Source organism: Brevibacillus brevis (genome assembly GCF_900637055.1).
Lineage (GTDB): Bacteria > Bacillota > Bacilli > Brevibacillales > Brevibacillaceae > Brevibacillus > Brevibacillus brevis.
In genome coordinates this window covers 4,795,863-4,820,582 of record NZ_LR134338.1, presented here as the reverse complement: position 1 = coordinate 4,820,582, position 24,720 = coordinate 4,795,863, and the positions used below count along the sequence as shown (strand labels likewise).

General features: G+C 49.8%; 20 protein-coding genes. 14 read left to right on the top strand and 6 right to left on the bottom strand.

Features of this window, described 5'->3' with window-relative positions:
- The first annotated feature begins 75 nt into the window (after positions 1 to 75).
- The 11 genes from EL268_RS23120 to EL268_RS23070 all read left to right on the top strand — a co-directional run bounded on the left by EL268_RS23120 (position 76) and on the right by EL268_RS23070 (position 13,476).
- Positions 76 to 2,298: a hypothetical protein gene (locus EL268_RS23120; RefSeq protein WP_106654052.1), complete on the top strand. Its 2,223-nt coding sequence runs from the start codon at positions 76 to 78 to the stop codon at positions 2,296 to 2,298.
- Positions 2,299 to 2,319: 21 nt separating this feature from the next.
- Positions 2,320 to 3,504 (top strand): HEAT repeat domain-containing protein, encoded by a 1,185-nt coding sequence (locus EL268_RS23115; protein ID WP_106654053.1) that lies wholly within the window; start codon positions 2,320 to 2,322, stop codon positions 3,502 to 3,504.
- 17 nt (positions 3,505 to 3,521) lie between these two features.
- Entirely contained in the window at positions 3,522 to 4,964 is a 1,443-nt protein-coding gene (locus EL268_RS23110; RefSeq protein WP_106654054.1) for a glycosyltransferase family 2 protein, read from the top strand.
- Complete coding sequence (locus tag EL268_RS23105; protein ID WP_106654055.1) at positions 4,961 to 5,752, top strand: response regulator transcription factor; 792 nt, start codon at positions 4,961 to 4,963, stop codon at positions 5,750 to 5,752. The genes EL268_RS23110 and EL268_RS23105 overlap by 4 nt, the downstream gene beginning before the upstream one ends.
- 30 nt (positions 5,753 to 5,782) lie before the next feature.
- Positions 5,783 to 7,144: a nucleotide sugar dehydrogenase gene (locus tag EL268_RS23100; protein WP_106654056.1), complete on the top strand. Its 1,362-nt coding sequence runs from the start codon at positions 5,783 to 5,785 to the stop codon at positions 7,142 to 7,144.
- A 44-nt stretch (positions 7,145 to 7,188) separates the two neighbouring features.
- Positions 7,189 to 9,021: a glutamine--fructose-6-phosphate transaminase (isomerizing) gene (gene glmS, locus EL268_RS23095; protein ID WP_106654057.1), complete on the top strand. Its 1,833-nt coding sequence runs from the start codon at positions 7,189 to 7,191 to the stop codon at positions 9,019 to 9,021.
- 54 nt (positions 9,022 to 9,075) lie between these two features.
- Positions 9,076 to 9,282: a hypothetical protein gene (locus EL268_RS23090; protein ID WP_012685087.1), complete on the top strand. Its 207-nt coding sequence runs from the start codon at positions 9,076 to 9,078 to the stop codon at positions 9,280 to 9,282.
- Entirely contained in the window at positions 9,279 to 10,301 is a 1,023-nt protein-coding gene (gene glmU, locus EL268_RS23085; RefSeq protein ID WP_106654058.1) for a bifunctional UDP-N-acetylglucosamine diphosphorylase/glucosamine-1-phosphate N-acetyltransferase GlmU, read from the top strand. The genes EL268_RS23090 and glmU overlap by 4 nt, the downstream gene beginning before the upstream one ends.
- Positions 10,301 to 11,215, top strand: coding sequence for a hypothetical protein (locus EL268_RS23080; protein ID WP_106654059.1), 915 nt, complete (start codon positions 10,301 to 10,303; stop codon positions 11,213 to 11,215). The genes glmU and EL268_RS23080 overlap by 1 nt, the downstream gene beginning before the upstream one ends.
- Positions 11,216 to 11,218: 3 nt before the next feature.
- On the top strand, positions 11,219 to 12,898 hold the full coding sequence (locus tag EL268_RS23075) for a hypothetical protein (protein ID WP_106654060.1): 1,680 nt from the start codon (positions 11,219 to 11,221) through the stop codon (positions 12,896 to 12,898).
- A 71-nt stretch (positions 12,899 to 12,969) separates the two neighbouring features.
- Entirely contained in the window at positions 12,970 to 13,476 is a 507-nt protein-coding gene (locus EL268_RS23070; protein ID WP_106654061.1) for a hypothetical protein, read from the top strand.
- Between the two features lie 55 nt (positions 13,477 to 13,531).
- Here EL268_RS23070 and EL268_RS23065 read toward each other — a convergent pair whose 3' ends face one another.
- From EL268_RS23065 to EL268_RS23040, 5 genes are all read right to left on the bottom strand, one after another.
- The gene (locus tag EL268_RS23065; protein ID WP_106654062.1) at positions 13,532 to 14,338 is read right to left on the bottom strand and encodes a hypothetical protein; all 807 of its coding nucleotides are present in this window, start codon (positions 14,336 to 14,338) and stop codon (positions 13,532 to 13,534) included.
- 378 nt (positions 14,339 to 14,716) lie between these two features.
- Positions 14,717 to 16,024, bottom strand: coding sequence for a YheC/YheD family endospore coat-associated protein (locus EL268_RS23055; RefSeq protein WP_106654063.1), 1,308 nt, complete (start codon positions 16,022 to 16,024; stop codon positions 14,717 to 14,719).
- 41 nt (positions 16,025 to 16,065) lie between these two features.
- Positions 16,066 to 17,442, bottom strand: coding sequence for a YheC/YheD family endospore coat-associated protein (locus EL268_RS23050; RefSeq protein ID WP_106654064.1), 1,377 nt, complete (start codon positions 17,440 to 17,442; stop codon positions 16,066 to 16,068).
- Positions 17,443 to 17,445: 3 nt separating this feature from the next.
- Positions 17,446 to 18,534 (bottom strand): YheC/YheD family endospore coat-associated protein, encoded by a 1,089-nt coding sequence (locus EL268_RS23045; RefSeq protein WP_106654065.1) that lies wholly within the window; start codon positions 18,532 to 18,534, stop codon positions 17,446 to 17,448.
- 5 nt (positions 18,535 to 18,539) lie between these two features.
- The gene (locus EL268_RS23040) at positions 18,540 to 19,985 is read right to left on the bottom strand and encodes a YheC/YheD family endospore coat-associated protein (protein ID WP_106654066.1); all 1,446 of its coding nucleotides are present in this window, start codon (positions 19,983 to 19,985) and stop codon (positions 18,540 to 18,542) included.
- A gap of 91 nt (positions 19,986 to 20,076) precedes the next feature.
- Here EL268_RS23040 and EL268_RS23035 point away from each other — a divergent pair, with 91 nt between their 5' ends.
- The 3 genes from EL268_RS23035 (at position 20,077) to EL268_RS23015 (ending at position 24,080) form a co-directional block, all read left to right on the top strand.
- Positions 20,077 to 21,234 (top strand): DUF445 domain-containing protein, encoded by a 1,158-nt coding sequence (locus tag EL268_RS23035; RefSeq protein ID WP_106654067.1) that lies wholly within the window; start codon positions 20,077 to 20,079, stop codon positions 21,232 to 21,234.
- A 214-nt stretch (positions 21,235 to 21,448) separates the two neighbouring features.
- Entirely contained in the window at positions 21,449 to 22,759 is a 1,311-nt protein-coding gene (locus tag EL268_RS23030) for a DRTGG domain-containing protein (protein WP_017250740.1), read from the top strand.
- Positions 22,760 to 23,450: 691 nt separating this feature from the next.
- Positions 23,451 to 24,080, top strand: a complete 630-nt coding sequence (locus tag EL268_RS23015; RefSeq protein ID WP_106654068.1) for a DUF2087 domain-containing protein — start codon at positions 23,451 to 23,453, stop codon at positions 24,078 to 24,080.
- A gap of 223 nt (positions 24,081 to 24,303) precedes the next feature.
- Here EL268_RS23015 and EL268_RS23010 read toward each other — a convergent pair whose 3' ends face one another.
- A complete protein-coding gene (locus EL268_RS23010) occupies positions 24,304 to 24,615 on the bottom strand; it encodes a YtpI family protein (protein ID WP_106654069.1) in 312 nt (103 codons plus the stop codon).
- Between the last annotated feature and the right edge of the window lie 105 nt (positions 24,616 to 24,720).

Here is a 24,720-nt window from a genome sequence, read left to right as displayed (position 1 = left end):
TTTGTCTATGGGAACGATTTGCTCCCTATGTTTACAATGACTGTGACGTGGCAACATATCGGAGGTTGACGAGAAATGGAGCCAACAAAGAAGAGAAGATGGCGCTGGATGAGCCTAACCATGCTGATCGTGGTAGGGGCAAGTGCCTTCTGGTGGTTTTGGGCAGCAGATCGTGTCGAAAGCATGGAGACGACTACAGGTGCTCAATTAAAATTTCGCGCAAATGGCGAGCTGTTCGAAGTCTATCAGAATCAGAAATGGCAGCCCTTTTTTGCGAAAGGCGTCAATTTGGGGGCATCGTTACCGGGTCATTATCCGGGTGAGCTTCCGATAACAAGAGAGGATTACATGCGCTGGTTCGCAATGATCGACGAGATGGGAGCGAACGTCATTCGTGTGTATACCATCCATTCTCCTGTCTTTTATGAAGCATTGGTCGACTACAATCGGCGAAAAGAAGGGGCCCCTCTCTATTTGATGCAGGGCATTTGGAGTCCAGAAGAGCTGTTGATTGAAAAGAAAGACGCCTATCTGCCAGAGATTCGCGAAGAGTTTCGTCAGGAAATCAAGGACGCAGTCGGCGCTGTCTACGGAGACATTACTCTGCCGGAAAAACCGGGAAAGGCAAGTGGTACATACCGTGCCAATGCAGGTAAATACTTGATCGGCTGGCACACAGGGACCGAGTGGGACCCCGTGATGGTGCAAAACACCAACCGCCTGCATCAAAAAGTTGCTCCCTATCAAGGGAAGTACTTCCACGCCACGCCAAATGCAACCGCTTTTGAGACATGGCTTGCTGAAATGGTGGATACGGTGGCAATGGAAGAGAGCAAGTACGGTTGGCAGCATCCGATGACCTTCACCAATTGGGTGACTACAGATCCCTTATCGCATCCGGGAGAACCGATCCATCACGAAGATTTGGTCAGTGTCGATCCTACCCATATAGAGCCAACGCAGTGGGAGGCGGGCTACTTCGCTTCCTATCACGTGTACCCGTATTATCCGGATTTCTTCCGCTACGACACTACCCTGCAACAAGTGAAGAACGATGCAGGGCAAATCGATACGTACAAAGCGTATTTGCGACAACTGAAGCAGTATCACAAAAACATGCCGATCATGGTGACGGAATTCGGGGTCCCGGCATCGGTGGGAGTCGCCCATCTGGGAAATTTGGGGCGCAATCAGGGTGGTCATTCAGAAAAGCAGCAGGGAGAGGTCGATGTCGAGCTTTTGCAAGAAATTCATCAGGAAGGGTATGCGGGAGCAATCGTATTCGTCTGGCAGGACGAGTGGTTCAAAAAAACGTGGAACACGATGCGCTTTGAGTTGCCGGAAGACCGGCGCTCCTTGTGGATCAACGTTTTGACCAACGAGTCTCTGTTTGGAGTCCTTGGCATGTATCCGAACAAAGAAGGCGTGCTGACCATCGATGGGAATCGCACAGATTGGGATCAACTCGTGCCGGAAGAGAAGCAACGCCTCGATGTTCAAGTCCCAGGCGTCGACGAAATCTGGATGACACATGATGAAGGGTACGTCTATTTTCTTGCTCAATTGAAGGAAGAGTTTGACCCGGCAAAACAACAGCTCTATGTGGGCGTCGATACGCTTCCTGGCGGGAACAAGCATGCGGCACAGCTTCCCGGCCTAACGCTGGATGAGGGGCTAGAGACGCTGATCGCGTTGGGAAAAGCAGACGAAAGCCAGATTCAAATCGCTGCCAATTACGACTTTCATGCACGCTTATACGGAAAACGCTACCGCATGCTTGCGGTCAAGGAAGAGGAGAAAAAAGACAATTCCGGAATCTTCAAGCCGTGGAAGCTGGCCGTTAGCCTGGAGATGGAGCCGCCAGACAGCAAGAAGTACTATCCGCTGGAGGAAGTCGAGGTCGGCAAACTGATCCGGGGAACGACAGATGCCCAAGACCCGCAGTACGACTCACGAACCGCCTGGCAAGCGAAGGGCAAAGTGGTTGAGCTGAGAGTACCGTGGATGCTGCTTGGATTTACAGACCCGAGCTCCTTGTCCGTCATGAGCTATGAAGATGACGGCAAAAGCTTCATGACGAAGACGACGAAAGGCATTCGCATCCTGCCGCTCCTGGTAGATACAGCGACCAAACAAATCGTCGGGCAAAAGACGCATGCAGTGACAAAGCTCCCGATGTATACATGGCAAGGCTGGGAGCAGGTCGGCTATCACGAACGCAAAAAACAAAGCTATTCCATACTAAAAAAAGCATTCCATGAGATTGAGGCTCCGGTGAAGATCGGGACTCAGCCTTGATTGGATAGGAGAGTGGCAAACGTGCAAACACCATTGGCGACGGCAATTGTTTTTCTGTACGCGCTATGTGGATTGACAGTACTAGGCTTGCTTGTCTTGTTCGCACTGAAGCTGCGCAACATTTCGGTGGAGAAACAGACCATGCGTTGTCTGGAAAAATATCGCGACTACTTCGTTTACCTGCAAGCACACGGGGAGGAAGAGGAGCGCTTGCAAGTGCCTTATGGCGATGTGACGCAAAAAGAAAAGCAAATCATTCAGAAAAAGCTGTTTGAGCTGATGGAGCGGGTCACAGGCATCCATCGGGACAAGCTGATCTGGCTCTGCGAGGATTTGGGACTCGTAGAGCTGGACATGCAAAGACTAAATGGCTGGTGGAAATGGACGAGAGTGGATGCCGCCTACAATTTGGGAATCATGCGCTCCAAGCTCGCCGTACCTGCTCTCTTAACCCTCCTGCAAAAAAACACAAATGATATCAGTGTTTTTATCATTGCGCGCTCCGTCGCCAAATGTGCACGCAATACAGAAGATTTGCGGGAAATGGTGACCCACGTTGTCGGAGCGAAGAAAAATGTCCACCAGCTTATCGTGGACATCATCAGTGATTCGCAGCTGGATACGGCACCGCTTTTTGCACAGTTTTTACAAGAATCCGACGCTGAACTGGTCAAAATCGGACTGATTGGCTACACCGTTCATGTCCAGCCCGGCATTGAGCCTGCGCTATACCAGCTCATTCAATCGCCTGACAAGGAAGTCCGAATCAAGGCAGTCAAGCTCATGTGTCGGGATATCCGCTATATGAATGAGCAGACAGTCACGGATTTTATGAACCACAAAGATTGGGAAATTCGGGCAATGGCAGCCAAGGCAATTGGCTCACTGAAATTGCTTTCGTACATCCCCCTGCTGAAAAAAGCGGTGGGCGATGCGAACTGGTGGGTTCGTCATCACAGTGCACGAAGCCTGGCGCAGCTAGAGGTCGAAGGCTTTGCCGCCCTGTGTGAAATTTTGCAGGAAGAGAGAAACGGTCATAAGAGCGAGATGGCTCATCAAGTGATCCAGGAGGAGCTGGAAAAGGAGAAGCTGGTTCTACAGAGTGCGACAGCGACAGAGAAGCTCGTGCAATACAACGAAAAGCTGCATCTGTACCGCAAGTCGTATCGCAAAACAATCTCCACGGTTCAGGCACTGGAAAGATAGAGCGAAAGGAGGCTGCCATGAGAGATTTTCTACTTTACTACGGAGTATTTGCGGTCTATTACGTCATCGCGATCAACTCTTTGTACTTCATCATCATGCTGTTCTCGTTCAAGAGCATCATGGGGATTTTAAAAAGCTCCATCTATTCGAGATTCCAGACACTTTCAGGCTCTGAGCACGTTCCGCCGATTTCGATTCTCGTGCCAGCATACAATGAGGAGCTCACGATTATTGAAAATGTCAGGTCGCTCTTATCCTTGAACTATCCCCGCTACGAGGTGCTCGTGGTCAACGATGGATCGAAGGATGCAACCTTGCAGGTATTGATTAACGAGTTTTCTCTGGTTTACTCCGAGCACATGCCGGTGCAGCCGCTTCTTCATACGTCGAAGATCAGGGGAGTCTACCACAATCCGGCTTTTCCGAATCTGTATTTGATCGACAAAGAGAACGGAGGAAAAGCTGACTCGCTCAATGCGGGGATCAATCTCTCTCACTATCCGTTGATCGCTTCCATTGATGCAGATTCCTTGCTGGAAAAAGACGCGCTGATCCGCATTGCGAAGGTGTATATGGAAAACCCGGATGAAACAGTTGCCATCGGCGGAGATATCCGCATTGCCAACGGCTGCAAGATCGAAGACGGTGTCGTGAAAGACATTCGTTTGCCAGACAAGTTTTTGCCGATGATGCAATCCGTCGAATACCTCAAGGCGTTTCTCGGGGGACGGATCGGCTGGAGCGCGATCAACGGTTTAATTATCGTCTCTGGCGCATTCGGTGTTTTTCGCAAGGATTACATCATCAAGGTAGGCGGTTATCGCGAGGGGTATCCGGGTGAAGACATGAACATCATCATCAAGCTGCACAAGTACATGTTAGAAAACAAGCTGCCGTACCGAGTGGCATTTTGCCCTGATGCGGTCTGCTGGACGCAAGCGCCGGATACACTCAAAATTTTGGGCAGTCAACGGCGCAGATGGGGACGCGGCAATCTGAAAAACATGATTGAGTACGGCAGACACATGGCGTTTCGCCCCAAGTACAAGCTGTTCGGGATGCTCACGCTACCGTTCAATATCTTGTTTGAAACCTTGAATCCGTACTTTCGCATCACGGGTCTCTTGGCTCTCATCGGTTACACCTTGCTGGATATGACCAGCGGCTACGTTCTCTTGATTTACGGTTTGCTCAATGTGCTGTATGGCGTGCTGCTTGGCATTGGCTCCTTATTGCTGGAGGAAATCGCGTTTCGACGGTATCCGCGTTTTCAGGACATCGTCAAAATGCTTTTCTATACGATTCTGATGTTCTTTGGCTATCGGCAAATCGGCGTCATCTGGAGATTCCTCGGTCATATTGAATATTTGCGCAACAACAACTCCTGGGGAACGATGACGCGGACGAGCTGGCAGACGAAGGGCAGCGAAAACATTTCAAGTTTGGAGGCTAGATCATGAGTAATCTCGTACCTGTTTTTTACGAGCATCTGAGCAAGATGGAAGAGAAACAATTGGCGTGTGGGGTTATTCTGGTGGCTTGCAAAACCCTCACGAAAGAGTCGATGGAGCTGATCAAGCAAGACCTGGGCACTCGTTCAGGAGACGGCTCCGAGATTGATTTACACTACGCCTATGACAAAAACAAGCAGCTCTTCGGAATACTGCTTGAGGGTCAGAAGCTTTCGAACACCCATTTTTATGCTTTGCGTGTAAAAGACTATTTGCAAGAGCACAAATTGCTTGCGGGCAGCCTCTTGATTGCGAGTTTTCCCGAAAGCTCGCGCTCGTCCGGGCAAATGCTGATGCGGATGATCCAAGAGATGAGAGAGCCAGGCGCTCATGGGGAGATCAAGATTTACGAGCAGAATCCCGCTCAAAAAGAGGAGCCGGCAAGTATTTTGCTGGTTAACCATGATGAGACTGTCAACGAGTTTTTGAGCATCTACTTTCAGCGCAAAGGGTATCTCGTTACGGTAGCCAATGACGGGATGGATGGCATGGAAAAATATCAGGAGGTCGCCCCTGATCTTGTGATTACCGACCTGAATCTCCCTATCCTCAATGGATACCAGCTCATGGAAAAAATCAAGCATATCAGCGCTTCCATGAGCAAGATTATGGTGCTCACAGACAAACGTCTGGAAGAAGATGTGCAAAAATCGTTTGCGATGGGAGCATCTGACTACATTACCAAACCATTTTCCCCGGTTGAATTGGAAGCCAGGGTGAAAAGGCTGATTTCATAATTCTAGAAAGAGAAAGGGAGAGAACCGAGGATGGCGAGATACGAGGAACTGCAACAGAAGATTCAACGAAAGACAGCGAGAGTGGGTGTCATTGGGCTTGGGTATGTAGGTCTGCCGCTTGCAGTAGAGACGATCAAGAGCGGTTATACCGTAATCGGAATCGATCTGCATGGCGGAAAAATCGAGAGCCTGAAAAGAGGAGAGTCTTACGTCCAGGATATTTCTAATGATACCTTGCAGGAATGCCTCGCGACCAACCGCTTTTTTCCGACGACTGATTATAGCGTCATCGAGGAGCTGGATGCGATTAGCATTTGCGTTCCGACGCCACTCAGTCCCAATCAGGACCCGGACACCTCTTACATTACAAACGTCGTCGAGCAAATCAAGCGATTCATGAAAAGAGGAATGCTCATTACGCTGGAGAGCACAACCTATCCGGGAACGACGGAGGAGCTGATCCAGCGCGAATTTGAAAAGCTGGGCTATCGGGCTGGCATTGACTTTTTCCTCTGCTACTCGCCAGAGAGGGTCGACCCGGGCAATCGCAAATACAGTACGTACAATACGCCAAAGGTGATCGGCGGGACGACAGAGCGTTGCATGGAGTTAGGGACACTCTTGTACGGCAACCTGGTCAAAACCGTCGTACCAGTCTCCTCGCCAAAGGTGGCGGAGATGTCCAAGCTTTTGGAAAACACCTTCCGCAGCGTCAATATTGCCTTCATGAATGAGATGGCGATGATGTGCGACAGAATGGGCATCAATGTTTGGGAAGTAATCAAGGCCGCATCGACCAAGCCTTTCGGGTTCATGCCGTTTTACCCGGGACCCGGAATCGGTGGGCATTGCATACCGCTCGATCCGATGTATTTGTCGTGGAAGGCCAAGGGCTTTCGTTTTCACAGCCAATTTATTGAGATTGCCCAATCGATTAACGACAACATGCCGGACTATGTGCGAAATAAGACAGCACAGGTGCTCAACATTTACGCCAAAGCAATCAACAGCTCGCGCATCTTGATTCTCGGCATGGCCTACAAGCCGGAAGTCGATGACTTGCGGGAATCACCTGGGCTGGAGATTTACGAGCTGTTCACCAATAGCGGAGCAACAGTCGACTATTACGACCCGTATGCGCAGAGCTTTGTGAACAAAAAAGGCGAGATCGTCCATTCCATCGACAATGACTACGAGGCATTCAAGACTTACGATTGCATGGTGCTCATTACGAATCACCAATGCTTTGCCTATCAGGAGCTGGCCGATTTGGGCGTGGCCATTATCGATACACGCAATGCGTTTGAGGGCATCACGAATCCGAATGTGTATCGCATCGGAACCTCTGTCGCTATCAGACAGGAGAAGGAAGTCGTCAGCTTGCTCGCATAATATAAAGTCCGAACACTTTACGCAACAAGGGAGGAACCGAAGACATGTGCGGAATTATGGGATATATCGGGAATAGGGAAGCGCAGCCGATTCTAATCAATGGGCTGCGAAAGCTGGAATACAGAGGCTACGATTCAGCTGGCATTGCGATTTGTGACGGAGCAACCATCGGCATTCGCAAGGCAAAAGGCAGAATTGACGTACTGGAGAGCCAAACCCAAAAGTCCGGCTTACAGGGCTCCATCGGCATCGGTCATACGCGCTGGGCGACACACGGACGACCGTCTGACGAAAACTCTCATCCTCATTTTGATCAATCCGGCAAGTTCTCGATCGTGCATAACGGCATTATCGAAAACTATCTGGATCTCAAGCAGGAGTTGACCGAAAAAGGCGTGACGTTTACTTCGGAGACGGACACGGAGGTCATCGTGCACCTTTTGGCGCAGGAATACGACAACAACCTGGTTACGGCAGTGCAGAAGGTGGCCGGCAAAATTCGCGGTGCATTTGCCCTCGGCGTGATGACGGAACATGAGCCTGACAAGCTGATTGCAGTTCGTATGGCGAGCCCGTTGATTATTGGGGTAGGGGAGAATGAGAATTTCATCGGTTCTGATATCCCGGCGATCCTGGAGCATACGCGTGATGTGTACGTTTTGGAAGACGGAGACCTGGCGATCCTGACCAAAGATTCTGTTCACGTCATGCGTCTGGATACGACGGAGCCAATCGAGCGAGAGCTGGTGCGGATTGAGTGGGACAAGGAGCAAGCGGAAAAAGACGGCTTTGCGCACTATATGCAAAAGGAAATTTACGAGCAGCCGCGTGCCCTGCGCAATACAATGACAGGCCGAATCGATGCTGGAGAGCAAAAGGTTATTTTTCCTAATCTTCAGTTATCAGAAGCGAGTGCCAAGCGTGTGGAGAAAATCTACATTGTCGCATGCGGTACCGCTTATCATGCGGGCTTGATCGGCAAGCATGTGATCGAGCGACTGGCACAGATTCCGGTAGAAGTAGATGTAGCGTCGGAGTTTCGTTACCGTCGCCCACTCTTTCAACCGAATACGCTTACGATTGCCGTCAGCCAATCGGGGGAGACAGCAGATACATTGGCAGCCATGCGTGAAGCCAAACGAAACGGCTCAGCAGTTCTCGCTATTACGAATGTAGTCGGAAGCTCGATTGCCCGTGAGGCTGATGACGTGATTACGACAAATGCAGGTCCGGAAATCGCGGTTGCTTCGACGAAGGCATATACCTCGCAGCTGATTGCGTTTTACTTGCTCGGCATCTATTTGGCGCAAGCGAAGGGAACACTGGACGCTGGAACCCGTGCCTCACTGCTTCACCAACTGACTGCACTCCCGGATCAAGTCGAGCATATTCTCGCGCATGCAGATGAGATTCGTCATTTCGCTGAATCGATCAAGGATGAGCAGCATCTGTTTTTCATCGGACGAGGTCTCGATCATGCAGTATCGATGGAAGGGTCCCTCAAGCTGAAGGAAATCTCGTATATTCACTCGGAGGCGTATGCGGCAGGGGAGCTGAAGCACGGCACGCTGGCGTTGATCGAAGAGGGAACGAGAGTCATCGCCTTGGCTACACAGGATGAGCTGCATGAGAAAATGATCAGTAATATTACAGAAGTAAAAGCGCGTGGAGCAAACGTTCTCGGTATTACATTAGATGGACATGTAGAGCTGCACCGCTCAGTTGATGATGTTTGCCTGATTCCGCAGACAGATGCCTTGTTTACACCCGTCCTAGGTGTTATCCCCCTCCAGCTGATTTCCTACTACACTTCTGTTGCGCTTGGCAATGACGTAGATCGTCCACGAAATTTGGCCAAAAGTGTAACAGTTGAGTAAACACAAACGTCAGTCGTTATGAAGTAAGAGAGGAAGAAAAAGGGGGAAAGATGAATGAACACCTCGAAGCGGACGTTGAATCAGGAGAAATTACTGGAGATTATGCTTCAGGCCTATCAGCTGGGCGTGCAGAGGAAAGACATTAATTTGAGCATGATGATTGACACACTGACCTATGAATTGAAACCATACTTCGATCAGCAAATCCAACAAGGCCAGCTTGCAAAAGGAGAGCTGACCAAGACGGAGGCGATAGGATGAACATACATGCAGTAGTATTGGCAGCAGGAAAAGGAACCAGAATGAAATCTTCGCTCTACAAGGTCATGCATCCAATCTGCGGGAAGCCGATGATTGAACATGTCGTAGAGACATTGGAAGCACTGTCACTTCGCCACTTGGTCGTCGTTGTCGGTCACGGAGCCGAAGTGGTCAAAGAGCAATTAAAAAACCGCGTTCAGTATGCGTATCAACCGGATCAGCTGGGTACTGCTCATGCTGTTTGGATGAGCCACGAAATTCTCGGAGCACAGGATGGCGTGACGATTGTCATGAATGGTGATACACCGCTCGTACAAGAACAGACGCTGCGAAGTTTGCTCGAGTATCACCAGCATAAACAGGCAGCAGCCACGGTTTTGACATCCATTGTGGACGAGCCTACAGGTTATGGCAGGATCATTCGCGACGAGAACGGCGATGTCCGAAAAATTATCGAGGAAAAAGACGCGACCCTGGGACAAAAAAAGGTGAACGAGATCAGCACCGGAATCTTTTGCTTCGACAATCAAAAGCTGTTTTCGATGCTGCCGATGGTCTCAAACGAAAATGCGCAAGGGGAGTTTTACTTGCCGGACGTTCTGGGGCTTTTGCAAGAACAAGGTCATTTGGTAGCAGCGTTTGCAACGGATGATCCCGAAGAAGGCAATGGCGTCAATGATCGTGTGCAGCTCGCTGATTTGGAACAGCTGATGCGCAAGCGAATCAACGAATTCCATATGCGAAACGGAGTTACGATGATAGACCCGAGCGCGACGTACATTGATTCAGACGTAATGATCGGGCGAGATACGGTGCTCTATCCGGGAACCTGCCTGTTCGGTGAAACACAGATCGGTGAAGGCTGCCAGATCGGGCCGCACGCGCTGGTCAAAAACAAGTGCATCGAGGATTACACGCGAATTCCGCCGTTTTCAGCGGTTGACGGCAGTACGTTTGGTGAGCGGGCATTTGCTGGAGTGGGAGCGACGACACAACAGTACGGTATCGACCGGCACTGATGCAGGTACTTCGTCGATATAGCTGGCTTTGGATAGCACTGCTCCTTGTGACAGTGGCTTCGATCATCATGCTGTCGTTGGCAAACCCCCGCTCCGCCCTGACAAAAGCAACCTGGATATGGGATGCCAAGCAAATGGAGACCCAAACCGATGAAATGATCGAGTTTGCCGAGAAAAACGACATCAACCTGATCTATCTTCACGTTGAGCCAACAGCTGTTGCGCCTCAGACGTATCGTACCTTCATTGAGAGAGCCAACGAGGCAGGCATCAAGGTAGAGGCGCTTGGCGGTGACCCAAATTGGGCGTTAACAGCGAATCGCCAGAGCATCGACGATCTCATCTCCTGGGTGAAGGCGTTCAATCGCAGTGCCAAGCCAGATGAACGATTCTCAGGGATTCACGTCGATATCGAGCCGTACCTCTTGCCTGCGTGGAAGGAAGACCAGGAAGAAATCGTCCGGCAATGGCTGAAAAATGTCAGCTATCTGGCAGCGGAGACGAAGAAGGATACGGATCTCGCTGTCGGTGCCGATTTGCCTTTTTGGATCGACTCCGTAAAGGTTCCTGGCAGTGATGAGAAAGTGAGCAACTGGATGGTGCAGCGACTCGACAGTATTACGTTAATGGCCTACCGCAATCAAGCCCTTGGGCAAAATGGGATCGTCGAAATCGTAGAAAAGATCGTCGATGATGCCAATGTACAGAATAAAGGGTCGGTCATCGTAGGCGTCAACATCATGGAAACGATGGAAGGCGCTCATGTGAGCTTTTATGAAGAAGGCACAGAAGAGATGAACAGCCAGTTGGCCATTTTACAGGAGGAGCTGTCAAACAATCCGGCGTTTGCAGGAAGTGCGATCCATGATTACGAGAGCTGGAAGCACGCAAGTCAACGAGAGGAGCAACTTTGACGAATGAAAGCTGCGCGCATCTATTTGAGTGTTCTCTGCCTGACGGTCGGCTTTCTGTTCGGCTTTTCCCCAGCGGAGAAGAAGAGTAAAGCAACGTGGATCTGGCAATCCGAGATGATCGGGAGAGAGAAACAAGAGATTCTCGATTTCTGCAAAAGTAACGATATTAATCTCGTCTACTTGCGAATCGAAATGAACAAGCCCTATGAATACTACCGCGATTTTATTCGCGAAGCGACAGAGATGGGGATCGAGGTTCATGCGGTAGCCGGCCATCCGGCGTGGGCGCTCAAAAGCAATGAAAAGCGGATGATGAACATCGTCCACTGGGTAAAAAGCTACAACCGTGAAGCAGAGAAGAATGAGCGGATTCGCGGGATTCAGTTAGACATCGAGCCGTATCTTTTGCCGTTTTGGGAGAGCGATCAGAAGCGGATTATCCGTGAATGGCAAGCCAATGTGCAGGCGTTCACAGCCGAGGTGTCAAAAGATCAGGATTTGGTTGCCAGTGCAGCCATTCCTTTTTGGCTGGACGATATTCCCGTTCCGGGACAAGAAGAAATGTCTTTGTCCAAATGGATGATGAGTCAGTTTGATACGGTATGTATCATGGCGTATCGTGACACACTTTCCGGTCAAAACGGCATCCTGAATTTGATTGATAATGAAATGAAGGAAGCGGATGAATTAGAGACACGCGTCTTGGTCGCTGTGAATATGAAGCCGCTGGATGAAGACCACTCTTCTTTTGCAGAGGAAGGTCCGGCTCACATGAAACAGCAAGTAGAGCAATTGCCCACATATTTGGCACAGCATCCGTCCTTCTCTGGTGTTGCAATCCACGATTATCGCTACTGGAAGGAGGCGACTCCACTGCCCCCGGTCACCAAGCAACGCTACAAAGGCACCTACATATGGCGTGCAGAATTGATTGGCACGGAAAAGGAGGAAATTCTCTCCTTTGCAGAACAAAACGGGGTGAATCTCCTCTATGTTCGTTTAGATTTGGAGCAGCCGATTTCCTATTATCGCGATTTCGTGAGAGAGGCACGTGAAGCGGGTATCGAGGTTCATGCGATGGGCGGTCATCCGATTTGGGCTCTGTCTGAAAGTCGAAGCAAGATCATGAAGCTCGTGAATTGGGTGAAAGCCTACAATGAGTCTGTCTCGACAGAAGAGCAATTTCACGGCATTCACTTAGACATCGAGCCGTATGTCCTTCCTGTCTGGCGCGAGGATAAAGAGGCAGTCTTACGCCAATGGATGGGTAATATCGAAGCTTTTGTTGAGGAGACCAAGAATGGGACTTCCTTGGAAGCAAGCGTCGATCTTGCCGCATGGCTGGACAAGACACCTACGCCGGGCCAGCCCGAATTGCCGTTTTCGCATTGGATGATCAAACAGCTTGATCATACGACCTTGATGGCATTTCGCGATCGCGCTCCTGGCATCATCGGCTTGGTTGAAAATCAGATGAAGTATGCGGAGAGCCTCCATAAAAAGCTGGTCGTCGCCGTGGAGACGAAAGAGAGCCACGAAGGGAACGGGATCACTTTTTACGAGGAAGGCATAGGGGAAATGGATCGGCAGCTGGATCTGGTGACAAAAGCGCTGGATCGATACTCCTCTTATTGGGGGCTCGCCATTCATGCCTATGACTACTGGAAAAACGGGAAAGAGTAGGCTGCCTGCATCGTGCACCATTGTTGTTGTACAATAGAAGAAAACGAGCGTCGGAAAGAGGAGAACAAGCCATGCGAGATGTGCAAAACCGACATCGGAGTCTTCCGCCGCGTACTCCCGAGATGTTGTACAACGTGGTGCGCAAGTTTTACCGCGGAGCAGTCAGTCATTTTGACCTGATTCAGGAGAAAAAGCAGGAAGCACGTGCAGCCTTGGAAGCTGGTGACCACGACAAAATCCGTGCAGCCGTACACACGTTATTTTTGGAGTTCCATTTTTATGTAACCTGCTGGCTCCAGATTGAGCTTGCCCTGTATCGGCTGGCGCGTCAGGATGAACGTCTTGCGCAAGTGATGGACAGATATCGACCATCGTTGGAAAAGCATGTAGCGGTACGGCGACTGCTGGATCAAACTGAGGCGTGTGTAGAGGCGCAGTTTCAACCAAACGGTGATGGATGGTCCTGCGTACAGAATGATGCCTACGTGTTTGGCAGCATCATTTTTACAGTGGATGAACAGAGTCTGCAAGATTTGCACGCCGTGTATCAGGCGGTTTGGGAAAATGCAGACTGCTGAACCATCACATAACAAAAAGCGTGACCGTCGCGATGGATGGTCACGCTTTTTTCATTTAGAAAGTGCCAGGGAAGATTGACCCTGTGTGTGGAGCTGCCTGACCTGGAGCGTTCAATTGGCGCACCTCTTGCACATTCGTGCCAGCAAAACCCGGAGTGAAGACAGATTGTGCTCCCATGCCGAGTGTATTCGCAAAAGCCTGCTGTTGCTGTTGAGGCTGCTGTGCTTGCAGACCGAAGCCGGTGTTGTTCAATTGGCGTACTTCTTGAACATTGGTTCCGGCAAAGCCTGGGGAAAAGATGCTGCCAGCGTTTCCGGCTTGGTTCACAAAGCCAGTTTGTCCAGCGTTTCCAGCTTGGTTCACAAAGCCAGCTTGTCCAGCGAAGCCAGTTGGACCCGCGAAGCTGCTATAGCCAGCTTGATTTCGCGCTTGAACCTCTTGAACATTGGTTCCAGCAAAGCCAGGAGAAAAGATCGAGTTCGCTCCGCCACTAAATGCTGGTTGATACGATGGCTGAGCCTGGATGTACTGGGATGCCTGATTTTGACCAAAACCAAATTGTTGTTGTTGCTGTTGTTGTGCTGGATAGCCAGCATTTTGCTGTCTTACTTCTTGAGCATTGGTATTCGCAAAGCCTGGGGAAAAGATGGATTGGGCACCACCGACTCCACCGCTGAAGGATACAGCAGAGGAAGGCGCTCCGATGGATTGTGGTGCATGACCGCCTTGGTTCCAATACTGTACTTCTTGTACGTTGGTTCCGGCGAAGCCTGGTTGGAACATAGAACCTGCAGGGCTTACTGCTCCGAAAAATTGAGGTTGTTGCTGGGATTGCATCATATTGTTATTTGTGTAGGTCATGGTTAAGACCACCTCCATGGAGTATTTTTTCCAAGCTCGATATTGTCATGCATCCGAAAACGAAAAAAACATGCCGAAGTCTAAACGGCATGTTCCTTTAGATCAAAACGTGAGACTTGCCTCATTGTTTAGTGCTACCCGCACGTACAGCCAGCATGCCGATTCACCTATTGCGGTAGCGTTTATCTACAACCAGGAAGGATTGACCCCATTTTCATCAGGAAACAGCGGATTTTTTCTCGGTTTTTGACCTTATGAGCCAACACATGGGGGTCAATCGCGTCAGCCAGTCGTTCGTTGGGTGATGCGCCGTTCCCCTTCCTGACGGGCAAATCGCACCAAGGTCGTCTGTGAATCAGCCAGTGCTGTTCGACTCCCTTATCCTGCGGCAATTCCTCGCTTGTTTTGCAAGCGGGAGACATGCTGTGCGTAGTGGATCAAATTCGCTAACGATAATCGTCGGATTGATGGTTCATCGAATTTCTCCGGCTTTGCATTCGCTTCAAAGAACCATAGCTTTCCTTCTTCTGTCAAGCCAAAGTCCATAGACATCTCAGCCAAATCCGTCCATTCTGCATTTAATGACCGTGCGATGGCGAGCGCCGTATCGTGAATGTGTCTTTCCATTTGCTCGGGATTATTTTTGAACAAGGCTTGCAGAACGGTTGATAACGAGTGGATCGAGCCTCCTCGTGGCACATGAGTGGTGATGCTTTGCGAGCCAGACCTTCTGATGCCGACTCCGGTTACGCTCCACTCGCCCTCGCCATCTTTCTGTACGAGGACGCGCACATCAAAAGGTTTACCGTTGTAGCGGGCACGACGGATACCTTGTTGCATGATGTACTTCTGCTGTTTGACATGAAGTCTGATGTGCTTCCATACATCATTCAAATTGGAAAAGCGGCGAGTAATGGCCTTTTGTTCCTTTAACCGTTGCAGGAACCACTTATCGTTTTTGAAATCAATGCGCATAATCCCTTCCCCCGCTTTACCACGCACAGGCTTCAAGTAGACAAAGCGATGTTCTGTACAAAAGCTTCGAAAGCGAGCCAAGGTGTCCAGTTGCTTCGTCTCAGGTAGAAAAGCTTGCACCTCCAGGTGGGACTCCAGCATCGTAAACAGTTTTTGCTTGTCAAAAAAGCGGCGATTAAACAATGTGACATTTGGCATCTCATGAATGCGGTTCAATGCTCTTCGGACTTCAGGTCGCCGTTCTGCTTTTCTCGTCGGAATTCGGTTGTAAACCACATGGGGGAAAGGTAGAATCACCTCTTGCCACGAGTTTAGACGATTGTTGTACAAATAGCCGCGCACCTTTTTCTTCTCCCAATTGATTCCTTGTGGAGTGAATACATAAACGAGTGCACCCCATTGCTTCCCCGATTGAGTAATATCCTTGAAGTTCTCGCGATTTCCTAAAAATGTTGCCCCTTCACCAACGGTCAATATGCCAAATAATGGGCCAAGCTTCAGGGAGTCGCCCGCCATTTTCCAGTTAATGCGTGTACGAATACGCCTTGGTTGCACGCGGGGTAAACCAGCGTATATCCGTTTCGTATGAGAAAAGGGACCGAGACTGGCGACCAGTGGCTTTGGCGAGCGTTTAAGGACTAGCCGAGGTAACTGTACGAACCATCTACCGCTAGGGAGGATCGTCAGCCACCCGGAGCGCTGCTGAAGCATGGTGTTCCTCCTTCCTGAAAAACGGTACAGATCGCGTGCAACTAGAAATTGGCCAAGTAACAGCTATAATCGACGAGCAGCTTGCGTGATTCGTGATCAGCCTGCCTGAGACGGGCGTGTTTGAATATAGAACGGCCAGGCTTGGAATTCGCTTCGAACATCCAGACATGGCCTTGCGTATCAATCCCCATGTCCAGCCCCAATTCTCCTAAATCAATCCCTTTTGCCAGTTCAATCGCGGTAGCGAGTCGAATCGAGGCTTCAGAAATGCGCTGGGTCATGAGGGCTTTTTGTCTGCCAAACAGGTGCTGCAACAGGTCATCGCCGGGGATGACAGTACCACCTGTGCGTACGTGGGTAGTTACGCTGCCAGAACCTGCAACCTTGGCTGCCGTGCAGGAGACGACCCACTCGTTTTGTTGATTTTTATGCAAGTGAACACGGAAGTCAAACGGTCGTCCATGGAATGTCATGAGCGGAATGCCCTGTTGTGCCAGATACGAACTGACGCGACGACTGCGGAAGACATGCTGATAAAGGCTGGACAGCTTGGAAAATTGTCTTTTTACATTACCGCTGCCTGTATGATAGGAGGCAGTAAAGCCACCGCCTGCTTGGCGAACAACTTTGACAATACCGTACCCGAGACTTCCATTTTTGGGCTTCAAATAAACGATAGGGTATTTACGCAGCAAGTTTCGAACAGTTGTAAGGGACGGAGAGGTGTAAGTCTCCGGGATATGCTCATTCACTTCTGGATTCGGATACAGCAGTTGGTGCACGCCCCATTTGTTAAAAAAGCCCTGATTGAACATCGGTAAATTGGGGTAACTGGCGAGTCGATACTTGAATTCCCGAACGGCTTCATGTTTTTCTGCCGAACGAGAGGGAATACGATCATAGACGACATCGGGCATGGCGGTAACATGCTTTTTCCAAAAGTAGCCCCCTGACTTGCTTCTGCGCAAGAACCACGCTTTGACTGTATTGGATTCCCAGTCTACATCGGTGGGGGAAAATATATAGTAGAAAACGCCTTTCCCTTCTTGAGCCTGTAACAGATTGTAAAAAAACGAAGTGCGAGAGCCAATTGGTTGCTTGGGATCTCGTCGTATGCCAGTCGTGACGATCCCGATTGAGGGACCGATTCGGAGTGCGGAGCCCTCTAGTTTGAGCTGGATCAAGCCCGGGTGAGGAATGCCCAGCTCTGTTTGCAAGAGCGTTGTCACTTTCATGACGTTCGCATCCGGATTGCGTTTATCTTGTAAGACAGTTGCGACTACTTCCTTTTTACCCAGTAAGACTTTAATTTTTTGGCGTTGACGTAGCTGTAACTGTTGGAAGAGAGTAGCCGGCAGGATAATCCCACTGATACGGGGGTTGGAAAGGAAGCGAAGCCGCATTCTGAACGTTTCCATGCTTTAACCTCCTACACGCTCTTTCATAAGATAGTGGGCGTAGCGAACGGGCTGAGTAATCGAATGCAGTTGTGCAGTCGGGTCGTCAATCATGCGAAAAACAGTTCGCCCTGGTCTGCTGTTTACCTCGATGATCCAAACATTACCTGCGGTGTCGATGCCGATATCGATTCCCAGCTCAACGAGCCTGCCGTGTGACTCTTCCAAAAAACGGGGAAGTTCTTCCGCCACTCGGTTGATTGTTTGCTCGATGCGTGCCGCTTTTACGGATGTAAAGTGAAGGGGCAGGAAAGAGGCCAGAGGTGTTGCTTTCCCTCCTCCGTGCAAATTGGAGGTAATACTGCGTTTGTCTCCCAGACGCACAGCTTTGCCAGTTGTTCCCCATTTACCCAGCTCGTTTTTTTGAACCAGAATACGGACATCGAATGGAGTACCATCCGGGGTATGCAACTCTAGATAGGGCTGTACCAGGAACTTGCGGCCGGCAGTAAAGACAGACACAAAACTTTTTAATCCGGCAGTGTCCCGGATTCGCCTAGTGAAAGGCTTATTGTCTCGGTTTCGTCCAGAAGCTTCATATCCACTGCGTACTTCTTTGATTCTCACGACACCAATACCGTGAGTCCCAGCCATAGGCTTGATGATAGCTGCCCCGTATTTTTGCAAGGTTGCGTGGAGCACAGGATAAGAGAATATTTCAGTAGGCGGGAGCAGCGGGGCGAGGAGAGGAGACTTAGCGAGCATCTGGTGCACCTGCCATTTTCCAGACAGACCATGCCCCAAAAACGTAATGTTGCGATCGTTTTGCAACTTTTCCACAAATGGTTTATAGTGGCGATAAGATGGGCCCACAAAGCAACGGTCATAGATAAAGGCGGGGATTGGGAAGTCTTTCGCGTGCCAGGACCCATTGCGATACTCGAAGCCTTTTACCATACGAGTGGAAAAGTTAACCTGACGTGGTGAAAAAACGAAGACGCGAATGCCGTGCTTGCGTCCATAGAGCGTAAGCTTTTTGTAGTACCCTTTGTCTACAAAGTGGGAGCCCTGGCACCGGGCCATGATGCCAAGACTTCTCTCGGATGCTGTCATGTAGGTCACCTTCGCCTGTTTTTGTTGCGCTTCGGTCTTCTTTTTATCGTCTTTTGTGGTTGAATGGTTCGGGGAAAACCACTTAGAAAGGCGGAATAATCCAGCATGCGAATGACAGAAGGGCGAGCACGCCGAGGCAGCTCTTCGGCACCCTCAGGCAATGGAACAGTTTTGGCTGACTTGGATGGCTTGCTGTTGACCTCCAATAGCCACACCCGTCCATGGACATCGACTCCCAGATCAATTCCGAATTCTGCGTACTGCCCTGGCAGTGATTCCTCTAAAAGGATCGCGAGCTTAAGTGCTACTGCGCGTAACGTTTGAGGGGATGGTCGAATTGCCCCCTCCCGCGGTCCACAAACTCGCAGGGCCTGAAGGGGAGTCATCATCTGCCCGCCTCTGGATATATTGGAAACAATGCGGTTTAATCCCAGGCGAGCTACCATGGAAGTGACGGACCATTCGCCTTTTCGGTCTTTTTGTACCAATACACGAAAATCTGTCGGTCGTCCTTGGATGCCGATTAACGGTAACCCTTGCTGCAGCAAATAGGATGTGCCTTTTGTCCTTTTTTGCAAATACTGATGTAAGCCTTGAATGCTAGTAAATGATTTGCGCAATCCTCCGGGGAACGCGAGCCGGTATCCTTCGGGTGAACTGCGAACTCGAATGATCCCGCGCCCCATGCTGCCGTTAGCTGGTTTTGCATAAACGGTGCGATAGGTAGATAGCATTTGCCGCAGGTCTTCTTGCTTCAGATAGCGAACCATGCTGGGAAGATGTTCGGAGGCTGTCGGTTGATTCTCGAGAGCGGCGTGTACATGCCACTTATTCAAAAAACGCTCGTTAAAAAAGGGAATGGAAGCGTCCTTGCAGCGTTGAACCCAGTTGGCCATCTGTTCACTTCGTTCGCGTTGGCGGGATATGAGCCGGTTGTAAATGCATTGTGGAAGCGGCAGTACGGTTTGTCTCCAGACGCCTCCTCTTCTTACGAGGCCGCGTACGATTCCTGCATCCCAGTTGACATCCTGAAGCCGAAATGCGCAAAGGATCCCTCCGCGTTTACGGGTGATATCAGACATCTCCTGGAAGAATGAGTTTAGGTGTCCAAACGGTGCTTGCGAGAACGCTGCATTGTAGCTCGAAACAAGAACACCTACATACGGTCCGAAAACAATTGTTTTCTGACTCGCATCATAACGGACTAAGAGTGGAACGCCCCTGGGCAGATGTAGCGATTGAGCTACAGATGGTCGTATGAAGGTTTTACCCGAGGTTTTGCCTCCCCGTTCCCAACCGCCTACGCGTGCGGAAACGGATTTGCTCCCAAATTGGACCGCAATGGTGGACGGTGTTGAAAGATTCCATTTGCGCAAGTGCGCCTGGGGCAGGTAAAGGTCTACTTCCGATATTATCTCGTTTTCGACAACGATTGTTGGAACGTAGGACATGAGTATCCCCTTCCCATCAGGCAAAGTTAGTCTATGGTATGAGCATCCAAAACGTTTGGTGCCATGTAGAGAAGAGAGGTTGTTAGGATTTATGAACGCTTGGATACTATTAGTGAACATTGCAGTAGGCTCAGTCATCGGTGGAGTGACGAATGAGTTAGCCATCCGAATGCTGTTTAAACCAGTAAAACCGTGGTATATAGGCAGGTGGAAAGTGCCTTTTACCCCGGGATTGATTCCGAGAAGACGGGACGATATCGCGATACAAATGGGCAGACTCGTCGAAGAACATTTGCTGACGACAGAGGGGGTCAAGCGTGCGCTGAACCAGAGTGGTTTGGAGAGCACGCTGACGGGATGGATGAACACCATTGCTCGCGACTGGATGACAGATGAGCGCAGTCTACGCCAAGCATTGCTTACGGTGATGCCACAGCTGTTTCGTGAAGACGGAACGTGGAGTGAGAGTGTCCGCGCGCCTATCGAGGCGAAATGGGGTACCTTTGTCGAACAGGTGCTGGCACAATATGAAGAGAAAAAACTGCGAGAGTTGGTAACGGACAACGGACGCGAGCGTCTGGATGCTGCGCTTGGCAGTGTGAGCGAACTGCTCTTGAAACGTTTCCGCGAATATTTACATTCCCCGGAAGGCCAGCAGACCTTGCAAAATATGGTTCGCGGATTGCTCGGTGGAGGCGGAGGCATGTTTGGTGGCTTGGTTGGGATGTTTCTTGGGGATGACAAGATTTTGGGCAAGATTCTCCCGTATCTCGATGAGCTTTTGCAAAGCAGAGAGCTTTCGGAACGCGTGCACTACTTTTTGCATAAGGAAGCGGACAAGCTCTTGGACAAAAATGTGGGCGAAGTGGTTGCCTGGATTGGGCGAGATCAAGTGGACGATTGGGCGCGGAAGCTTTTTGCCAAGCTGGAGGAGCAAAGCCTGCGCATCGTGGACGAGCCTCTGTCTCGTTTGACAGCGCCTATTTCCGAGACAGTGACAACGGAACTCGTTCCTCGTTTGGCAAAGTGGATGGTGGACACGCTGCAACAAAACATAGAGAGAATATTTTCGCGCCTGGCCATTCGGGATATTGTTACCCGGCAAGTTGAGGGTTTCCCGATTGAAAGAATTGAAGAGATGGTAGTCGGGATCTCAGGAAAGGAATTCCGGATGATTACCGTTCTCGGATTTATCCTTGGCGGGATTATTGGGCTTGTCCAAGGTTTATTGGCAAATTTGGTCAGTTAAACAAAACTGAAAAGAAACTGTAACTGTGCTGTAATAATCCTGTAATATTCCTTGGGTAAGATAAAAGCACGATGAAAACCCCCTTAATGATATACTTTCTGGTCGGTAGCTTTCGAAAAAGCTACCCTTTTTTTTTGCCCCGCCTTCGGGTATATTGGTCGAAGGAGCGCACGTACATGGAACGGGTGGGAGAAAAGGAAGGGGGAATAGCAATATGGCAACGAAGCATGAACAAATCTTGCAACATATTGATCGCCTTCCGATCGGTTCGAAGATTTCCGTGCGGCAGATCGCGAAAGACCTGGATGTGAGTGAAGGGACTGCATACCGCGCGATCAAGGAAGCGGAAACGCAAGGATACGTCAGCACGATTGAGCGTGTCGGTACGGTGAGAATCGAGAAGAAGCAAAAGGAAAATATTGAACGTTTGACCTTTGCGGAGGTTGTGAACATCGTAGATGGTCATGTGCAAGCCGGACGTGAAGGCTTACACAAGACCTTGAATAAATTTGTAATAGGGGCCATGCAGCTCGAAGCCATGATGCGTTATATCGATGCCGGGAGTCTTTTGATTGTCGGTAACCGCTATCAGGCGCACAAAATCGCTTTGCAGCAAGGGGCTGCTGTATTAATTACCGGGGGATTCGATACAAGCGAGGAAATCAAGCAGCTGGCTGACCGCTTAGCGCTGCCAATCATCTCCTCCAGCTACGACTCCTTTACGGTAGCATCGATGATTAACCGGGCCATTTACGATCGCCTGATCAAAAAAGAAATCGTAATGGTAGAGGATATTTTGAAGCCACTTGCAGAAACGCCTGTCTTATTGACATCAGATTCTGTTGCCAAGTGGCACCAGTATACGGAGCTGTATCAGGACACGAGATTCCCCGTCGTTGACGAGCAGATGCGTTTGATCGGGATTGTTACCTCCAAAGACATCATCGGTCATGAGGAAACCGCGACGATCGACAAGGTCATGACGAAGAACCCGATTACGACCTCGCCGCGAGTATCCGTAGCATCATCTGCGCACACCATGGTGTGGGAAGGAATCGAGCTGTTGCCTGTCGTAGACAACCATCGCAAGCTCGTAGGGGTCTTAAGCCGCAATGACGTGTTAAAAGCGCTGCAATTTACAGCCAAGCAACCACAGATGAGTGAAACGTTCCCAAATCTGATCATGTCGCATTTCCGTGAGGAGCGACAAGCAGATGAGATGGTCTATTTGGGTGATGTGAGCCCACAAATGACCAACCACCTCGGTACGATTGCCAGCGGAATCATGACGACAGTCATGGTCGAGGCAGCTTGTAACCTGCTGCGTCACCATCGTCGTGGCGACATGGTACCAGAAAATATCACCGTCTATTTCCTAAAGCCTGTCCAGATGGAAAGCCACATCGAAGTAAAGCCGCGCCTATTGGACATCAGCCGCCGCTTCGGAAAAGTCGAAGTATCCGTATTCCACGGCGAACAGCTCGTGGGGCAGGCCATGATTACTGCGCAAATTATTGAACGTTAAAGGAACAGTCTCTTTATGACTGTTCTTTTTTGTTTGGAAAAGTGGCTGTAGTGGGGAGAAGAAGCGCATTTCCAGTCTACGCTTCGGCCTCCGCCCCGCAAGGGGTGAAGACTGTCCGCTCCGGAATGAATGACGGGAGCGCTTCAAACGTTGAAGTTTCGAGGAAGTATTCCATAAGTGAAGCTTAAATTCCCCGTCATTCATTCCTACGCTGAGATGGGCTCCAGAGGCGCTTGGACTGGAAATGCGCTTCTTCTACGCAGCTTTGGCAAAAGCATTTTGAAAGTTATTGCATGAAGTTAATATCATCTTGATTCACTGACAAACCAGCCACAACTAAACAGACAGCCGCTTCAAGGAAAAAGGAGAAATAAGCGAGGCTCTTTGGGACACCAGCCGAGGCGCAGTGGAAAAAGGGAAACACGCCTTTAAGCGTCCACCTCTGAACATGCTCCATGGGAGGACTACTTTGGACGCGGTTTCCCTTTTTCCACGGAGACGTGCAGGAATGACCCCCATGCAGGGGGCCCAAGAAGCTCGAGCGTTTTCTCCTTTTTCCGCTGCCACCAGCAGCAACGATATAGAATTTGTGTTTTATCTCCTACGAATTGACAGACAAAGAAATCCAACTTATCATCTAATTAGAACATCATCTAATCGAAACGGATAACAAAGAAAGGAGTGCCCCATTTTGCAATTAGACCAACTCGTCACCTTCTACAAAGCACTCGGAGACCCGACGCGCGTACGCATTCTCGCGATTTTGGCAAATGGTCCCCTGCATGGACAGGCGTTGGCAGGCAAGCTCGGCGTGACACCTCCGACCATTACCCACCATATGGCAAAGCTTCGAGAAGCAGGTGTCGTTTACGAACGTCGCGATAAAAACACCATTTACTTTTACCTGCACGAGGCCAATGTAAAACGCCAGTCGCAAGCAATTGTGAACGTCATGGAAAAAGCAAAGGATTCGACAGCAGAGGACATTTTTGCGCAAGACACCCCACATGTTCAGAGGAGGCACCAGATGGCAGCGGAAAAGATGCAGGTCATTCGCAGCTTCATTACGCCAGATGGCAAGCTGAAACAAATCCCGTCTCAGCGTAAGAAAAAGCTGATCGTCTTTGAATACATGGTTCGAGGGCTAGAAAAAGGTCGTAAATACAAGGTACAAGAAATCAACGAATACATCCGTCAATTCCACGAGGATTACGCTACGATTCGCCGGGAATTCATCATGAATCATTATATGTATCGAGAAGAGGGGATCTATGAGCTGAACCCGGAGGAAATGTGGGCCAAAGCCGAAGACCTGCAATAGCAGGAAATCGTTTCCTTCTGAATGGAACAGAAAAAAAGACAACCTTCGGCACTGCCGCTCAGGTTGTCGAAGCAATAGAATGTCACACAAATTCATTATAGCGAGAGCTCTATCAGGTTTGTATGATAAACAGCTGGGAATAGAGGAAAAGTATTACCAGCGATGTTTCTCCCCAAAATGAAAAAGGCATGTGGAACGTAAATTTGTTCTCATGCCCTTTTTTTTATACCCCTTTTTTCAATTCTGCCTGCCAAGCTGTACGATAACGGAAATAATTGCGAGTTCCCAAAAATAAATTCATAGCTCCTACAATCAGCATGATCAACGCAACGACAATGCGGATCGTATCGAGAGAATCAAAAGTAAACTGATTGATGCCGAACAAAGAAACGAGTATACCCAATGACACATTCATTTTCCCCAGCAACATACGCGATTCAAGCGGATGGATGCCTCGTCTGCGAGCATGGACACTATAGTAGACACTGGCTACTAGGGAAGCGAGAACACCGGTCATGTAAAAGGCGTACCACATAGATGGATTCATCCTTTCTAGCCATTCTGGTATTACTCATCCTACCAAAATCAGGGGAGAACGGTCAAATACGAGCGGGAACATTTGTTCTCAACGTCCGTATGC

What these genes read in the sequence shown, in the direction of transcription:
- EL268_RS23105 (WP_106654055.1), top strand. Translation starts at nt 4,961, where the DNA reads ATGAGTAATCTCGTACCTGTTTTTTACGAGCATCTGAGCAAGATGGAA.
- EL268_RS23070 (WP_106654061.1), top strand. Translation starts at nt 12,970, where the DNA reads ATGCGAGATGTGCAAAACCGACATCGGAGTCTTCCGCCGCGTACTCCC.
- glmS (WP_106654057.1), top strand. Translation starts at nt 7,189, where the DNA reads ATGTGCGGAATTATGGGATATATCGGGAATAGGGAAGCGCAGCCGATT.
- EL268_RS23080 (WP_106654059.1), top strand. Translation starts at nt 10,301, where the DNA reads ATGCAGGTACTTCGTCGATATAGCTGGCTTTGGATAGCACTGCTCCTT.
- EL268_RS23045 (WP_106654065.1), bottom strand. Translation starts at nt 18,534, where the DNA reads ATGACAGCATCCGAGAGAAGTCTTGGCATCATGGCCCGGTGCCAGGGC.
- EL268_RS23050 (WP_106654064.1), bottom strand. Translation starts at nt 17,442, where the DNA reads ATGGAAACGTTCAGAATGCGGCTTCGCTTCCTTTCCAACCCCCGTATC.
- EL268_RS23055 (WP_106654063.1), bottom strand. Translation starts at nt 16,024, where the DNA reads ATGCTTCAGCAGCGCTCCGGGTGGCTGACGATCCTCCCTAGCGGTAGA.
- EL268_RS23010 (WP_106654069.1), bottom strand. Translation starts at nt 24,615, where the DNA reads ATGTGGTACGCCTTTTACATGACCGGTGTTCTCGCTTCCCTAGTAGCC.
- EL268_RS23120 (WP_106654052.1), top strand. Translation starts at nt 76, where the DNA reads ATGGAGCCAACAAAGAAGAGAAGATGGCGCTGGATGAGCCTAACCATG.
- glmU (WP_106654058.1), top strand. Translation starts at nt 9,279, where the DNA reads ATGAACATACATGCAGTAGTATTGGCAGCAGGAAAAGGAACCAGAATG.
- EL268_RS23090 (WP_012685087.1), top strand. Translation starts at nt 9,076, where the DNA reads ATGAACACCTCGAAGCGGACGTTGAATCAGGAGAAATTACTGGAGATT.
- EL268_RS23040 (WP_106654066.1), bottom strand. Translation starts at nt 19,985, where the DNA reads ATGTCCTACGTTCCAACAATCGTTGTCGAAAACGAGATAATATCGGAA.
- EL268_RS23110 (WP_106654054.1), top strand. Translation starts at nt 3,522, where the DNA reads ATGAGAGATTTTCTACTTTACTACGGAGTATTTGCGGTCTATTACGTC.
- EL268_RS23030 (WP_017250740.1), top strand. Translation starts at nt 21,449, where the DNA reads ATGGCAACGAAGCATGAACAAATCTTGCAACATATTGATCGCCTTCCG.
- EL268_RS23065 (WP_106654062.1), bottom strand. Translation starts at nt 14,338, where the DNA reads ATGACCTACACAAATAACAATATGATGCAATCCCAGCAACAACCTCAA.
- EL268_RS23100 (WP_106654056.1), top strand. Translation starts at nt 5,783, where the DNA reads ATGGCGAGATACGAGGAACTGCAACAGAAGATTCAACGAAAGACAGCG.
- EL268_RS23035 (WP_106654067.1), top strand. Translation starts at nt 20,077, where the DNA reads ATGAACGCTTGGATACTATTAGTGAACATTGCAGTAGGCTCAGTCATC.
- EL268_RS23075 (WP_106654060.1), top strand. Translation starts at nt 11,219, where the DNA reads ATGAAAGCTGCGCGCATCTATTTGAGTGTTCTCTGCCTGACGGTCGGC.